13 protein-coding genes and 1 riboswitch are annotated in these 14,886 nt (G+C 69.9%); of the genes, 2 read left to right on the plus strand and 11 right to left on the minus strand.

Annotated elements, in window-relative coordinates; genetic code table 11:
• Nucleotides 1-236 precede the first annotated feature (236 nt).
• Nucleotides 237-443: a DUF5999 family protein gene (locus JK363_RS29485; protein ID WP_043236576.1), complete on the plus strand. Its 207-nt coding sequence runs from the start codon at nt 237-239 to the stop codon at nt 441-443.
• A gap of 136 nt (nt 444-579) precedes the next feature.
• Here JK363_RS29485 and gcvP read toward each other — a convergent pair whose 3' ends face one another.
• The gene (gcvP, locus tag JK363_RS29490) at nt 580-3,492 is read right to left on the minus strand and encodes an aminomethyl-transferring glycine dehydrogenase (RefSeq protein WP_201879512.1); all 2,913 of its coding nucleotides are present in this window, start codon (nt 3,490-3,492) and stop codon (nt 580-582) included.
• A 182-nt stretch (nt 3,493-3,674) separates the two neighbouring features.
• Nucleotides 3,675-3,773, minus strand: a riboswitch (glycine riboswitch).
• A 125-nt stretch (nt 3,774-3,898) separates the two neighbouring features.
• Here gcvP and JK363_RS29495 point away from each other — a divergent pair.
• Nucleotides 3,899-4,216, plus strand: coding sequence for a PRC-barrel domain-containing protein (locus JK363_RS29495; protein ID WP_201879533.1), 318 nt, complete (start codon nt 3,899-3,901; stop codon nt 4,214-4,216).
• Here the strand turns inward: JK363_RS29495 and JK363_RS29500 are convergent.
• The 10 genes from JK363_RS29500 to clsA form a co-directional block, all read right to left on the minus strand.
• Entirely contained in the window at nt 4,192-5,661 is a 1,470-nt protein-coding gene (locus JK363_RS29500) for a DNA polymerase IV (RefSeq protein ID WP_201879514.1), read from the minus strand. The two genes, JK363_RS29495 and JK363_RS29500, sit on opposite strands and share 25 nt — an antisense overlap.
• 124 nt (nt 5,662-5,785) lie before the next feature.
• Nucleotides 5,786-6,415: a MerR family transcriptional regulator gene (locus JK363_RS29505; protein WP_201879516.1), complete on the minus strand. Its 630-nt coding sequence runs from the start codon at nt 6,413-6,415 to the stop codon at nt 5,786-5,788.
• A 206-nt stretch (nt 6,416-6,621) separates the two neighbouring features.
• Nucleotides 6,622-7,095, minus strand: a complete 474-nt coding sequence (locus JK363_RS29510; RefSeq protein ID WP_014058684.1) for a bifunctional nuclease family protein — start codon at nt 7,093-7,095, stop codon at nt 6,622-6,624.
• Between the two features lie 52 nt (nt 7,096-7,147).
• Nucleotides 7,148-7,897 (minus strand): transcriptional regulator FtsR, encoded by a 750-nt coding sequence (gene ftsR, locus JK363_RS29515; protein ID WP_201879518.1) that lies wholly within the window; start codon nt 7,895-7,897, stop codon nt 7,148-7,150.
• A gap of 17 nt (nt 7,898-7,914) precedes the next feature.
• Nucleotides 7,915-8,769 (minus strand): FHA domain-containing protein, encoded by an 855-nt coding sequence (locus JK363_RS29520; RefSeq protein WP_372444871.1) that lies wholly within the window; start codon nt 8,767-8,769, stop codon nt 7,915-7,917.
• A 130-nt stretch (nt 8,770-8,899) separates the two neighbouring features.
• Nucleotides 8,900-9,952 (minus strand): DUF881 domain-containing protein, encoded by a 1,053-nt coding sequence (locus JK363_RS29525; RefSeq protein ID WP_201879537.1) that lies wholly within the window; start codon nt 9,950-9,952, stop codon nt 8,900-8,902.
• Between the two features lie 200 nt (nt 9,953-10,152).
• The gene (locus tag JK363_RS29530; protein WP_014058688.1) at nt 10,153-10,485 is read right to left on the minus strand and encodes a small basic family protein; all 333 of its coding nucleotides are present in this window, start codon (nt 10,483-10,485) and stop codon (nt 10,153-10,155) included.
• Complete coding sequence (locus JK363_RS29535) at nt 10,482-11,417, minus strand: DUF881 domain-containing protein (RefSeq protein WP_236076198.1); 936 nt, start codon at nt 11,415-11,417, stop codon at nt 10,482-10,484. The genes JK363_RS29530 and JK363_RS29535 overlap by 4 nt, the downstream gene beginning before the upstream one ends.
• A 116-nt stretch (nt 11,418-11,533) precedes the next feature.
• Entirely contained in the window at nt 11,534-14,029 is a 2,496-nt protein-coding gene (locus JK363_RS29540) for a mannose-1-phosphate guanyltransferase (protein ID WP_201879522.1), read from the minus strand.
• A 109-nt stretch (nt 14,030-14,138) separates the two neighbouring features.
• Entirely contained in the window at nt 14,139-14,747 is a 609-nt protein-coding gene (gene clsA, locus JK363_RS29545) for a cardiolipin synthase ClsA (protein WP_201879524.1), read from the minus strand.
• Between the last annotated feature and the right edge of the window lie 139 nt (nt 14,748-14,886).

Below are 14,886 nucleotides of genomic sequence, written 5' to 3' on the forward strand. Positions count from 1 at the left end.
CCTGTGACCACCAGGTCACAGGGCGCTCCGCTGCGTCCTGGTAACAGTCCCGCCGCGATGAACCGTCCGGACGGGTGATGCGTCATTATCTAGCGAGACCGGTACCGCGAAATCCCTGCGGAATCCCGCCCGTAGGGCAACACTGGGAGCAACCGACCAACTCACCACGGGGGGCGGCCATGAACGCCGCGAAGAACCGCAGCACCTTCACCACACCGCAGCGAAAGATCCCTGCCATGTGCCAGCATCAACCACCTTGCCCGTCAGCCGACTCCGCCGACCGGGAGGCCGCCCATCTCGTGGCGCACCACCCCGAGCAGGGCTGGAGCCTGCTGTGCAACGGCGTCCTGCTCTTCGAGGACACCGGTGAGCTGCTGCCGGACGGGCGGGTCATCGCCCCGTGCCGACCGCGGGGTTCCGAGCACATCGTGACCGCCGCCTAGGCGTCGTACCACCGCCGTTCGGGCCCCCGCGGCCGGAGCGGCGGAGACAGACCGGGGCCGGCCCGGCGCCTTCGCCGAACCGGCCCCACATCCCGGGGTGCCTGATGGCACCCCGTTCGCATGTCCAGCCCGCTGTCTAGCCCTCGTAGGACTCCAGCGGCGGGCAGGAGCAGACGAGGTTGCGGTCCCCGTACGCCCCGTCGATCCGCCGCACCGGCGGCCAGTACTTGTCGGCCGCCGAGACCCCGGCCGGGAAGACCGCTTCCTCCCGGGTGTACGCGTGGTCCCACTCCCCGCCGAGCGAGGCCGCGGTGTGCGGTGCGTTCCGCAGCGGGTTGTCCTCCTTGGCCCATGCGCCCGAGGCGACCTTCTCGATCTCCGCGCGGATCGCGATCATCGCCTCGCAGAAGCGGTCCAGCTCCGCCAGGTCCTCGCTCTCCGTCGGCTCGATCATCAGCGTCCCGGCCACCGGGAACGACATCGTCGGCGCGTGGAAGCCGTAGTCGATCAGCCGCTTGGCCACGTCGTCGACGGTCACCCCGGTCGCCTTGGTGAGCGGGCGCAGATCGACGATGCACTCGTGGGCCACCAGACCGCCGGGGCCGGTGTAGAGCACCGGGTAGTGCGGCTCCAGGCGCTTGGCGATGTAGTTGGCGCCCAGCACCGCGACCTGGGTGGCGCGGCGCAGCCCCTCGGCGCCCATCAGCCGGACGTACGCCCAGGAGATCGGCAGGATGCCCGCGGAGCCCCACGGCGCGGCCGAGACCGGGCCGACGCCGGTGGCCGGGCCCGCGGCGGGCTGCAACGGGTGGTTGGGGAGGTAGGGGGCCAGGTGCTCGCGCACCGCGACCGGGCCGACGCCCGGTCCGCCGCCGCCGTGCGGGATGCAGAAGGTCTTGTGCAGGTTGAGGTGGGAGACATCGCCGCCGAACCGGCCCGGCTCGGCGAGCCCGACCAGCGCGTTGAGGTTCGCGCCGTCCACGTAGACCTGGCCGCCCGCGTCGTGCACGGCGGCGCAGATCTCGGTGATGTGCTCCTCGAACACCCCGTGGGTGGAGGGGTAGGTGACCATCAGGACGGACAGCTGGTCGCCGTACCGCTCGATCTTGGCGCGCAGGTCGTCGGTGTCCACCTCGCCGTCCTCGCCGGTCTTCACCACGACGACCTTCATGCCCGCCATCACGGCGCTGGCCGCGTTGGTGCCGTGTGCGGAGGACGGGATCAGGCAGACGGTGCGCTGGGTGTCGCCGTTGGCCCGGTGGTAGGCGCGTACCGCCAGCAGCCCGGACAGCTCGCCCTGCGAACCGGCGTTGGGCTGGAGGGAGACCTTGTCGTAGCCGGTGACGGCGGCCAGCCGCTCCTCCAGCTCGCGGATGAGCGTCAGATAGCCGTGGGCCTGCTCGGCGGGCGCGAACGGGTGCAGAGCACCAAACTCGGGCCAGGTGACCGGCTCCATCTCGGTCGTGGCGTTGAGCTTCATGGTGCAGGAGCCGAGCGGGATCATGCCCCGGTCCAGGGCGTAGTCCCGGTCGGACAGCCGGCGCAGATAGCGCAGCATCGCGGTCTCGGAGCGGTGCTGGTGGAAGACCGGGTGGGTCAGATAGGTGTCGTCGCGCAGCAGTTCCTGGGGCAGCGCCTCGCCCGCGGCGGCGTCCAGTTCGTCGACCGTGGGGATCGCGGTGCCCTCGCCGCTGCCGCCGTCGACGCCGAAGGCGGACCAGACGGCGGCGAGCTGGGCACGCCCGGTGGTCTCGTCACAGGCGATGCCGACGTGGTCGGCGTCGGTCAGCCGCAGATTGACCCCGGCCTCGCGGGCGGCGGCGACCACATCGGCGGCGCGGCCGGGCACCCGCGCGGTGAGGGTGTCGAAGTAGGCGCCGTGCACGAGCTCGACACCGCCCGCCCGCAGCCCCTCGGCGAGGACGGTGGCGTAGCGGTGGGTACGGCGGGCGATGGCCGCGAGCCCGTCCGGGCCGTGGTAGACGGCGTACATCCCGGCCATCACGGCCAGCAGGACCTGGGCGGTGCAGATGTTGCTGGTGGCCTTCTCCCGGCGGATGTGCTGCTCACGCGTCTGGAGGGCCAGCCGGTATGCCTTGTCGCCGTCGGCGTCGACCGAGACGCCCACGAGCCGGCCCGGCAGGCTGCGGGCGAAGGTGTCCCGGACGGCCATGAATCCGGCGTGCGGGCCGCCGAAGCCCATCGGCACACCGAAGCGCTGGCTGCTGCCGACCGCGATGTCCGCGCCCAGCTCACCGGGCGAGGTGAGCAGGGTGAGCGCGAGCAGATCGGTGGCGACGGTGACGATCGCGCCGAGTTCATGCGCCCGCTCGATGACCGGACGGGGGTCGCGTACCTCACCGGAGGCGCCCGGGTACTGGAGCAGCACACCGAAGACACCGCGCTCGGCGATCTCATCCGGGATGCCCTGGGACAGATCGGCGACGACGATCTCGACGCCGGTGGGCTCGGCCCGGGTCTGGATGACCGCGACGGTCTGCGGCAGACAGTCGGCGTCGATCAGGAAGACGCCGTCCTTGACCTTGCCGACGCGGCGGGAGAGCGCCATCGCCTCGGCTGCGGCGGTGCTCTCGTCGAGCAGCGAGGAACCGGCGGTGGGCAGCCCGGTCAGGTCGGAGACGACGGTCTGGAAGTTGAGCAGGGCCTCCAGACGGCCCTGGGAGATCTCCGGCTGGTACGGCGTGTAGGCGGTGTACCAGGCCGGGTTCTCCATCACATTGCGCAGGATCACCGGCGGGGTGAAGGTGCCGTAGTAGCCCAGGCCGATCATGGACGGCAGCACCTGGTTGCGGTCGGCGAGGCCGCGCAGTTCGGCGAGGACCTCCGCCTCGCTGCGGGCCGGGGGCAGGTCCAGCGCCTCGGTGCTCTTGATGACGTCCGGTACGGCTGTCTCGGTCAGTTCGTCGAGCGAGCCGAACCCGACCTGCGCGAGCATCTTGGCCTGTGCCTCGCTGTCGGGACCGATGTGGCGCTGCTCGAACGGCGTACCGCGCTCCAGTTCGGAGAGCGAGATGTGGTTGGCGGTCATCTGCGGGGGCCTCCTGGTCTGCACGACCGACGAGGGGCACCACGGCGCGGGTGCCCGGACGGCCTCCCCCTCTGTCATCAACCTGAGAGCTTCACCGGCCCGCGTACGACCGGCTTTCACCGTCGGTGAGGAGGGGTTCGGAGCGACGCCCGCCCGCGGCCCACCCTGCTTTCCAGAGTGACCTCACCCGCACGGTACGTGTGCCTGAGAGATTCCGGGGAGGATTTGCTCCTTCGGCGCCTCCGACAGAAATCGACGGAGAACTCTCCCGCACGGGGTCTACAGCCATAGCCAGCGTACCAGCGCATCTGTCGCATGGTGGGGGCGCCGACCGCTCGAGTGGCCGCGCGCGGCGATGTGGCTTTTTGTAGTTATCACTGGACAATTGCCACCTGTGGGAGAGAGCGTGCAGACCGATATCGACCCGCGGACCCTGATCGGCCGCAAGGCATTCGACCGCGAGGGCGCCAAGATCGGCACCGTGGACGAGGTCTATCTCGACGACGCGACCGGCGAACCCGAGTGGGCGGCGGTACGCACCGGACTGTTCAGCCGGGATGTGTTCGTACCCCTGGAACCGAGCGAGGTCGTCGACGACACCCTCCGGGTGCCCTACGACCGGGCACTGATCAAGGACGCCCCGGACTTCGGGGTCGGCCGCCATCTCTCGCCCGAGCAGGAGCTCCAGCTCTACCACCACTACGGACTGGACGTCACCGGCTGACCCTGGCCGGAGCCCTGGCCCGGGGCCGTGGCGGCGCCAGGACCGTCGTGCGGGCCGGGACCCGGCTCCGGCTCCTCCGCGGGCGCCAGCAGCGGCAGCGGCTCACCCGGCTCCAGCGCGGGGTCGTCCACGGCGAACGTACGCACCCGGCCCGGCTCCGACCAGGGTGTCTCAAAACGCACCGTCACCCGGCCCACCCCGCTGCCCTGCACCCAGCCCGCGCCGAACTCGCTGTGCCGCACATCCACCCCCGGCAGCCAGCGCCGCGGTGCCCCGGTGTGCTCGGCCGCCTCCTCCGGGCCCGGCCCCGCGGTCTCGGGTCCCTCACCGCCCGGCGCCGCCTCCGCGTCCTCCAGCGCCTCGTGAGCGGCCTGCGCGGCCTGAGCGAACAGATCCTCCTGGGTGAAGTCCGCCAGGCCGCTCACACCCACTCCCAGCAGCCGTACACCCGCCGTGGTGTCCACGCTCTCCAGCAGCCGGGCCGCCGCCTCCCGCACCACCGCGGGGTCGTCCGTGGGCCCCCGCAGGGTCTCCGAGCGGGTCATCGTCGAGAAGTCGTACCGCCGGACCTTGAGCACGATCGTGCGCCCCGAGTGGCCCGCCGCGCGCAGCCGCCGCACACAGCGGTCGGCGAGCCGCGCGACCTCCAGCTGCACCCGGGTGCGGTCGGTCAGATCGACGTCGAAGGTGTCCTCCACCGACACGGATTTGGTGTCACGCTCGGCGACCACCGGACGCTCGTCCCGCCCGCAGGACATCAGATACAGCGACGCCCCATGGGCCCGGCCCAGCAGCCGCACCAGCTCCGCCTCACCCGCCTCCCGGGTCTCCGCCACGGTGTGGATCCCGGCGCGGCGCAGCGCCTCTGCGGTGGCCGGGCCGACACCCGGGAGCGTGCGCACCGGCATCGGACCGAGCAGCTCCCGCTCCGTACCGGGCTCGATGACCACCAGACCGTCGGGCTTGGCCTGCTCCGAGGCGATCTTGGCGAGCATCTTGGACCCGGCCAGACCCACCGAGCCGGTCAGCCCGGTCACCGCCCGGATATCGGCCCGTAGGCGCTCCCCCACCGCCCGCGCCGCACCGACGGTGGGCTCGGTGCCGCCCGCCTCCAGGTCCACGAACGCCTCGTCCAGACTGAGCGGCTCCACCAGCGGCGACAGGGTGTGCAGCAGCGCCATCACCGCTTCGCTCACCCGGCGGTACAAGGCGAAGCGGGGGGTGAGATACGCGGCGTTCGGACACAGCCGACGGGCCTGCGCCATCGCCATGGCCGAATGCACCCCGAACACCCGCGCCTCGTAGGACGCGGTGGCGACCACGCCCCGCGGGCCGAGGCCGCCCACGATCACCGGCTTGCCGCGCAGGCTGGGCTTGGCCGCCTGCTCCGCCGCGGCGAAGAAGGCGTCCATGTCCAGATGCAGAATCGTCGGCGCAGCCCTCACATCTACCGATGCTGCCGCACGCCACTGACAATTCCTTACGGCTCGGTTCGCCTCCGGGGCGCCAAAGCCCCTGTCGCCGGTAGGACCGAGCGAGCACACCCCGCGGTGAAGGGACCCCGGGCGATCAGCCCGCCCTGTTGCGGCGCCGGGCGAGCTCGTCGGCGGGGTTGTGGCCGACCATCGTCTCGCCGGTGTCCACCCGCTCTCCGTGCAGCTGGGACAGCGCGCTCTCGACATCCCGCCACACCACGCCCACGGCGATCCCGAAAACGCCCTGGCCGCCCTGGAGGAGGTCGACGACCTCATCCGGCGAGGTGCATTCGTAGACGGTGGCGCCGTCACTCATCAGGGTCATCTGGGCGAGGTCGTCCAGCCCGCGGGTGCGCAGATGCTGGACGGCGGCCCGGATGTTCTGCAAGGACACACCGGTGTCCAGCAGTCGCTTGACGATCTTCAGGACGACAACGTCCCGGAAGCTGTACAGCCGCTGGCTCCCCGAGCCGTAGGCGGGCCGTACGCTGGGCTCCACCAGACCGGTACGGGCCCAGTAGTCCAACTGGCGGTAGGTGATGCCCGCGGCCGCGCACGCGGTCGGTCCGCGGTATCCGATCCGCTCCGTCCCCCCCGCGGCGGGCTCCGCGCCCGGCGGCGCGATCTGTGCCGTGACCCGAGCCTTGAGTGCCGGTTCGGCCGGTGCGCCCCCCTGGAGCGCAAACGGACCGCCGGCTGCCGTGCCGTCGCCGGTGCTTCTCACGCCGACCTCCGTCCTCGACCTGCCATCTTGAAGGTAGGCAGTCACCCGGGGTGCGTCAACGATCGCCACACTCGCCACGCCGAGTGATAATCACCCTAAGGGTGGTTTCCCGTGTCCCTCTTCCGGGAAAGGCTACTCGAATGCTCTAGCGAGGACGGGCAGACTTCACCAACGACCGCTACCGGCCGTTGGTTACCGGCCACTGATCACTGGCTGCTGGTGCCGAAGTCCTCGGGCGAGATCTGGTCGAGGAATTCGCGGAACTTCTCCACCTCGTCCTCCTGCTCGTCCGGGATCGCGATTCCGGCGTCGTCCAGCACGCCGTCGCTGCCGTAGATCGGCGTCCCGGTCCGCAGGGCGAGCGCTATGGCGTCGGAGGGCCGTGCGCTGACCTCGACACCGCTGGCGAACACCAGCTCCGCGTAGAAGACCCCCTCGCGCAGATCCGTGATCCGGACCTCGGTGAGCTGCTGGCCGACCGCCTCCAGCACGTCCTTGAAGAGGTCGTGGGTCAGCGGGCGCGCCGGTGCCATGCCCTGCTGGGCGAAGGCAATCGCCGTCGCCTCCCCTGGTCCGATCCAGATCGGGAGGTAGCGGTCGCCTCCCACCTCACGCAGGAGCACGATCGGTTGGTTGGAGGGCATTTCCACCCGGACACCCACGACGTCGAGCTCGTTCACACAGCAACCCTAGGACGTGCGCGGCCGGTTTGGATAGTCGGGGCCCGGCCGCTCAGTGCGCCTGGGCCCGCAGAGCGGTCTGCACCAGGGCGGCGTGAAGCCGTACGGAGAGGGTGGCCAGCTCCCGCGCACTGGCCTCCGCATGGGCCCTGGTCTGCGGATTTCGATGCAACCGCAGCGGCGCGACCACCTGCTCGACCAGCCCGGCCTCCCGCTCGGCGGACGCTTTCATGATCCGCAGATGACGTGGCTCCAGACCGAAACGCCCCAGCTCGGCGATGAGCCGGGCCACGGTGACCGCCTCGCTGTCGTATCCGCCGTCCCCGGCCGCCGCGATCAGGCCGTACGACTCCCACTCGGCCAGCTCCGCCTCGCTGACCTCGGCCGCCGCCAGCAGCTCGGCACGGCCCACCCGGGCGGCCGTGGGGCCGTCCTGGGGGGCCTCGGCGGTGGGGTCCAGCAGCTCACGCTGCCGCTCCCCCTGCGGGCCGGGCAGCTGCGGCCGCTCACCGCGCTCCAGGGCTTCCAGATGCTCCCGGATGACCTTGAGCGGCAGATAGTGGTCCCGCTGCATCCGGAGGATCAGAGCCAGCCGCTCGACATCCCCCTGGCTGAATTTGCGGTAGCCGGACGGGGTGCGCCGCGGCTCCACCAACCCCTCCGCCTCCAAGAAGCGGATCTTGGAGAGGGTGACCTCGGGGAACTCCCCACGCAGCAGATTCAGCACGGTGCCGATGCTCATCGTCCGGCCGCCCGCGGGGGCGGTGCCGGTGTCGGCACCGCCCGACGGTGTCTGAAGCATGGACCTCCCCTGACGGGTCAGATGCCGACGCCCCGCTGGCTCGGGTAGAAGACCAGCCGGTACTTCCCGATCTGCACCTCGTCGCCGCTGGCCAGGACCACCGGCGCATCGATCTGCTCGCGGTTGACATAGGTCCCGTTGAGGCTGCCGACATCCACGACGGTGAAGCTGCCGTCCTGGCCGCGCCGGAACTCCACATGGCGGCGGGAGACCGTGACGTCATCCAGGAAGATGTCGCTCTGCGGGTGACGGCCGGCCGTGGTCACATCGCTGTCCAGCAGGAACCGGCTGCCGGAGTTGGGCCCGCGGCGGACCACCAGCAGCGCCGATCCCAGGGGCAGCGCCTCGACGGCGGCCTGGGCCTCGGGGCTGAGCGAGGGCAGCTGCGTCTGCCCGGTGACCTCCGAGTCATACGCCTCGAGGCCGGAGATCGAGATGGTAGAGGTGGTCTCGGAGGCGCGCTCGGAGGGCGCACCGCCCCGCAGCGGCGCGCCGCAGTTCGAGCAGAACCGGCTGGCCTCGGCGTTCCGATGCCCGCACCTCGTACAAACAGGCAAGCCGAACCCTCCACCACTCGAGGTCGATGGTTCTTCGAAACCTATGCGTCCGGCCGCCGAGGGGTCAACAGAAGACGCGCCCCGACCACCCGAAATGTCGCCACCCGGCGCACCACCGACCTGATCCCGGAACAGCGGGCGCTCCTCGCTCCCCCCTCCACTCTCTTCCGCGGCACGCGGGGCGCGGTGGCGAGCGGTGCTGCCGCCGCCGTCCTGGCGTGCACTCTTCCCGAACAACTTCCCGAACAACTTCACGGGCGATTCCCCTTGACTGAAACAGACCCGCCCGTGGGGCAGGACAAACCCTCGATGCACACACCAGACGGTCCGGACATCCTGACAACGTCCGAGACCACCAGACAGTTTCCATCACGCGGGACTCTTACGGTGCGTTGACCCCCCGCGTCCACATGGTCTCCCGGAGGGACCCTCATTTCGAACCGCCTCACCGTGATGACGACCGAGCGTAGTCAGGCCGCTTCGTGGACCGCAAGGCATCCACAACGATCTTCTTCTCCCGCACGATGGACACAGTGGCCTGCTCCTTCTCCAGACTCTGCACCACACCGCCCGGAATGTTGAGCGCCGGCTCCAGATCCTCCGGCTTGCCGATCACCTTGACGACGTACGGGCGCGTCACCCTGTGTCCGTCGATCTCGACCCCTCCGCCGGTGTCGGCGAAGTAGGTGTTGGCGACCACCCGCACCTTGCCGATCTGGATCGCCTCGGCGCCCGCCGCCCGCAGCTCCTGGACCGTGTCCAGCAGCATGTCGGCCTCCACGGCGCCCCGCGAGTCGCTGATCTTCATCGTGATACCGGGCCCCTGCGCCCCGACCGTACCGGCGAGCACCCCGAGCTGCTGCTCCTTCTGGAGCGTCTGCTTACGGGCCTCCTCGGCCTGGTCCGAGCTGTTCTCCAGCTCGGTCCGCTGGCCCTCCAGACGGCGCTTCTCGTCCTGGAGCCGCTGGGTGCGGTCGTCCAGCTCGTCGAGGATCCGTACCAGGTCCTCCTGACGGGCACCGCGCAGCACACTGTTCTCGTTGGTCGAGCGCACCTGGATGGCCAGGCCGAGGCCGAGGCCGAACAGCAGCAGGGCGACGATCAGCTGGGCACGGGTCATCCGGGGCGGCCACAGGCCCTTCACCAGGCGCTGACGGCCGGTGAGCGGCTTCTCGGCCGCGTCCTTGTCCGGACCCGGACGGTCCGGACCGTCCGGGTCCGGACCGTCCGGGCGCTCGGGCGCGGGCCCCGCGGCGTCGCGGGAACCCTTCTGCTGCCCTCCGCCGGGCTCGGCGGCCGAGGCCCCGCCTTCGGCACGCTGCGGTCCGGAGGGCCGAGCTCCGGGCGGCTTGGCCCCGGACGGCTTGGCTCCGTCGGCAGGCCGGGGCTGAGGCCGCTGGGCTTCACCGGACTCGGCGGCTGCGCGCTCACCGCGCGGCTGCTCCGGCCGAAGGGGTCGTCCGGCCGCGGACCCGGCGGGCCGGTCCGGTCTGTCCAGCTGCTCGGACTGCCGCTGGGACGGCTTCGGCACGTGGGGCTGCCGGGGCTTACCGTTCCGCTCCGGCCGCTCGTCCTTCCCGGCCTCCGCCTCAGGACGCCCGGGACGCTCGGGCTGCGCGGAACGCTCCGGCGTACCGCGCTCCTCCGGCCGCTCCGACCGCTCCGGCTTCTCGGGGGTGTCGTCAGTCGTCATCGGCCTCACGCCCGGAACACATGGCGCCGGATGGCGGCGGCGTTGGAGAAGATCCGGATACCGAGCACCACCACGACCCCCGTGGACAGCTGGGCACCGACGCCCAGCTTGTCGCCCAGGAACACGATCAGGGCGGCCACCACCACATTGGAGAGGAACGAGACAACGAAGACCTTGTCATCGAAGATCCCGTCCAGCATCGCGCGGAAGCCGCCGAAGACCGCGTCGAGTGCCGCGACGACGGCGATCGGCAGATAGGGCTCGACCACCGTCGGCACCACGGGTCGGACCACAAGTCCGACCACGACTCCCACGATGAGGCCCAATACGGCGATCACGATGTGCCCTTCCCTGTGTCGGCGGTCTCGGCGCCACCCTTGCCTGCGCCCCCGGCTATCGGCTCTGCGGTACGTACGATCAGACTCGGCGCGGCCGGAAGCCGGACCTTGTCCTGGGCGGAAATGCTGGTGCGGATGTGGTAGTTCTCCTTGAGGACGTGGAGATACTGTCCGTCGGCACTGTCCTGGAAGCGGGTGCTCAGCCGCTGGCCGTCCCCCACCGCGAGCACCGTATACGGCGGCCCCAGCGGCTTGTTGTCGACCAGTATGGCGTCGCCGGCAGCCCTGATCGCCGACAGTGCGGTCAGCCGCTGTCCATTGATCGAGACGGCCTCGGCCCCCGCCTCCCACAGGCCGTTGACCACGCGTTGCATATCGTGGTCGCGCACCCTCCCGGTGTCGGAGAAGTCGGCCCTCTCCCGCGGCCCCCCGCCGCCGCTCTCGGCGTGCTTGGCGTCATTGACGACCAGCTTCAGACCGGGCCCGGTGACCTCGGTCGCCCCCGCGAGCAGTGCGACCAGATCGCCCTTGGCCCCGCCGTGCTTCTCCAGCGCCTGCCGCTGCTTCTCCCCGACCTCGCCGCGGAGCTTGTCCACGCTCTTGGCGAGCTCGTCCGCGTTCGAGTTCCCCCGCTCGATGCGGTCGATGAGTTCTCCCCGCTCCTTGGCCAGTGTGGGCGCCGATATCCGTGCTTCGGCGGCACCGATGGTCACCACGACCGCCACCAGGACCAGGCCGAAGGCCAGCCCCAGCTTGGCGCGCAGGGTCCGGGGCAGCCCCGACCGCCCGGTCTCCCCGCGCCGAGCGGCCGCCTCCGCGTAACCGTCGTCGAGGCTGTGGTCCATCACATTGGTCAGCAGCGACATCGACGCGTCGAGACGCGGGCGTGGGCTCGGCGTTTCTGTGCTCCGAACGGGGGGCTGCTGCGACATGCCGCACATCGTCGCACGTCGGGGGCGCCGTCACCCAATGGCCCCACCGGCGTGCCGGATCCGGGGCCGGGAGGCGGCGCCCCGACGCGCACAAAAGCGCCGGAACGACCGCCGGGTCAGCGCCCCGCGCTGTCCACGACGCCGGACCACTCGTCCAGCAGGGCTTGCGCGGAAGCGTCGTCCGGGCCCTCCGCCCACAGATGGGTGACGGCCTCGGCCGGATCCGGCAGCACCATCACCCAGCGCCCGTCGGTCTCCACGACGCGCACCCCGTCGGTGGTGTCCACGGAGCGATCGCCCGCGGCCTCCACCACATGCCGCATCACCAAGCCCTTGACCGCCCATGGCGTGGCCAGATCACGGCGCTGCACATGCGCCCGCGGAATCCTGGCGTCGATCTGACTCAACGTCAACTGGGTACGCGCCACCAGGCCGATCAGCCGGACGAAGGCCGCCGAGCCGTCGAAGACACTGCTGAACTCGGGAATGATGAAGCCGCCGCGACCATCACCGCCGAAAACGGTGGTCTCCGAGCGGGCGACCCGGGTGAGGTCGTCCGCGGCCGTGGTCGTCCACTCCACCTGGGTGCCGTGGTACGCCGCGACCTGCTCGGCGATACGGGTCGTGGTCACCGGGAGCGCCACCCGCCCGCTGCGCCGCTCGGCGGCCACCAGGTCCAGCATGACCAGCAGCGCCCGGTCGTCCTCCACGATGCGGCCCCGCTCGTCCACGAGCGAGAGCCGCTCGCCGACGGGATCGAACCGCACCCCGAAGGCCGCGCGGGCCGAGGCGACGATCTCCCCGAGGCGGGCCAGACCCGAGCGGCGGGCGTCCGCGGTCTCCGTGGGACGCGACTCGTTGAGACCGGGGTTGATCGTCAGGGCGTCCACCCCCAGCCGGCCGAGCAGGCTCGGGAGCACCAGACCGGCGCTTCCGTTCGAGGCGTCCACAACAACTTTGAGCCCGGACTCGGCGATCCCACTGATATCCACGGCCCGCAACAGCGATCCGGTGTACGAGTCGTAGACGCTCGACGGGAAGCTGAGGTCGCCGATCTCCCCGGGGAACGCCCGGCGGTACTCCTGACGTGCGTAGACCCGGTCCAGCTTCCGCTGGCGGGCCGCGGACAGATCGGCGCCGCGTTCGTCGAAGAACATGATGTCGACCGAGTCCGGCACCCCGGGCGAGGTACGGATCATGATGCCGCCGGCACTGCCACGCGCGGTCTGCTGACGGGCCACCGGCAGCGGTACGTTCTCCAGGTCCCGCACATCGATGGCACTGGTCTGGAGGGCGGAGATCACGGCCCGCTTGAGGGCGCGCGCACCACGGGAGTGGTCACGTGCCGTGGTGACGGTGGATCCCTTCTTGAGGGTGGTGGCGTATGCCCCGGCGAGCCGCACCGCGAGCTCCGGGGTGATCTCCACGTTCAGGATCCCGGAGACACCGCGGGTGCCGAACAGATGGGCCTGTCCGCGGGACTCCCAGATGACCGAGGTGTTGACGAACGCGCCCGCCTCGATGGTCTTGAACGGATAGACGCGGACATTGCCCTGGACGATCGACTCCTCGCCGATCAGGCATTCGTCGCCGATGACCGCGCCGTCCTCGATCCGGGCGGCACGCATGATGTCGGTGTTCTTTCCGATGACACAGCCACGCAGATTGCTCTGCTGGCCGACATACACGTTGTCGTGCACCACGGCCTTGTGAAGGAAGGCCCCGCTCTTCACGACGACGTTCGACCCCACGACGGTGTGCTCGCGGATCTCGGCGTCCGCCTCGACCTTGGCGTAGTCCCCGATGTAGAGCGGGCCGCGGAGCACGGCGTCGGGATGGACCTCGGCGCCTTCGGCGACCCAGACGCCGGGCGAGATCTCGAAGCCGTCGAGTTCGACGTCGACCTTGCCCTCGAGGACATCGGCCTGCGCCTTGACATAGCTCTCATGGGTGCCGACGTCCTCCCAGTAGCCCTCGGCGACATAGCCGCAGATGAGCTTGCCCTCCTTCATGAGCTGCGGGAAGACATCGCCGGACCAGTCCACGGGGACATCGGGCTCGACGTAGTCGAAGACCTCCGGCTCCATGACGTAGATGCCGGTGTTGACCGTGTCGGAGAAGACCTGGCCCCAGGTGGGCTTCTCCAGGAAGCGCTCGACCTTTCCACCCTCGTCGACGATGGTGATACCGAATTCAAGCGGATTGGGGACGCGGGTCAAGCAGACGGTGACGAGCGCGCCCTTTTCCTTATGGAAATCGATCAGCTCGGTGAGGTCAAAATCAGTCAGAGCATCACCGGAGATGACCAGAAAGGCATCGTCCTTGAGTGCCTCTTCCGCGTTCTTGACACTGCCGGCGGTTCCGAGTGGCTTCTCCTCGTTGGCGTAGGTGAGCTCCATGCCGAGCTCCTCGCCATCACCGAAGTAGTTCTTCACCAGAGAGGCGAGGAACTGGACGGTCACCACGGTCTCGGACAGCCCATGCCGCTTCAGCAGCCGCAGCACATGCTCCATGATGGGCCGGTTCGCCACGGGCAGCAGCGGTTTGGGCATGGTCGAGGTCATCGGGCGCAGACGAGTTCCCTCGCCTCCCGCCATCACGACGGCCTTCATGTCGGAAGCGTCCTCCTTGAAGAGACGACGGTCATGCCGACCGCGCACGCCCGATGGCCCTGAACGTGCTTCGGGCACCCGGCCTCAACAGGCTGCCGCTACGGCGAGCTCAGTCGGCCGCGGCGTCCGCCCTGACAAGTCGGCGGACCTGAACCACGTAGAGGACTCCTGCCCACCAATAGAGTGTTGTACCCCATCCGGCGAACGCCCATCCGAAAATAGCGGCGGTCGTGTGAAGCCAGCCGCTTCCATCACTCAGAAGGAGCAAGGGGAACGCGTACATCAGGTTGAAGGTGGCCGCCTTACCGAGGAAGTTCACCTGCGGTGGCGGATAACCGTGGCGGCGGAGGATCCACACCATCACAAGCAGTACCAACTCCCGGGCGAGGAGTACCGCGGTGAGCCAAATGGGCAGGATCTCGCGCCAGGTGAGGCCGACGAGCGTAGACAGAATGTAGAGGCGGTCGGCCGCTGGATCGAGGATCCGGCCCAGGCTGGAGATCTGATTCCAGCGACGGGCCAACTTGCCATCGAGATAGTCGCTCACACCGCTGAGCGCCAGTAGCAGCAGGGCCCAGCCATCGCTGTTGGGCCCGCCGAACTCGGGCCGGAGGATCAACCACAGGAAAAGCGGCACGCCGACGAGGCGCGCGGCGCTGAGGATGTTCGGGATCGTGAGTACACGGTCCGTCTGAACGCGTGTCTCCTGGACCTCCACCCGGGAGCCTCCTGCGAGAACGTTCCGATGATGACTCATGACCCTACCGGTAGGGACGGACCGCCCTCGCACCGGGGCGGGACGGCAGAGACAACAAAAAGCCCCCGAAGGGAAATGATGTTCCCTTCGGGGGCTTTCG

It is taken from the genome of Streptomyces coffeae (assembly GCF_016741875.1).
GTDB lineage: Bacteria > Actinomycetota > Actinomycetes > Streptomycetales > Streptomycetaceae > Streptomyces > Streptomyces coffeae.

Excerpts from the sequence above, each read along its gene's own strand:
- JK363_RS29485 (WP_043236576.1), top strand. The coding sequence starts at position 237 with ATGTGCCAGCATCAACCACCTTGCCCGTCAGCCGACTCCGCCGACCGG.
- gcvP (WP_201879512.1), bottom strand. The coding sequence starts at position 3,492 with ATGACCGCCAACCACATCTCGCTCTCCGAACTGGAGCGCGGTACGCCG.
- ftsR (WP_201879518.1), bottom strand. The coding sequence starts at position 7,897 with ATGCTTCAGACACCGTCGGGCGGTGCCGACACCGGCACCGCCCCCGCG.
- JK363_RS29535 (WP_236076198.1), bottom strand. The coding sequence starts at position 11,417 with ATGTCGCAGCAGCCCCCCGTTCGGAGCACAGAAACGCCGAGCCCACGC.
- JK363_RS29540 (WP_201879522.1), bottom strand. The coding sequence starts at position 14,029 with ATGAAGGCCGTCGTGATGGCGGGAGGCGAGGGAACTCGTCTGCGCCCG.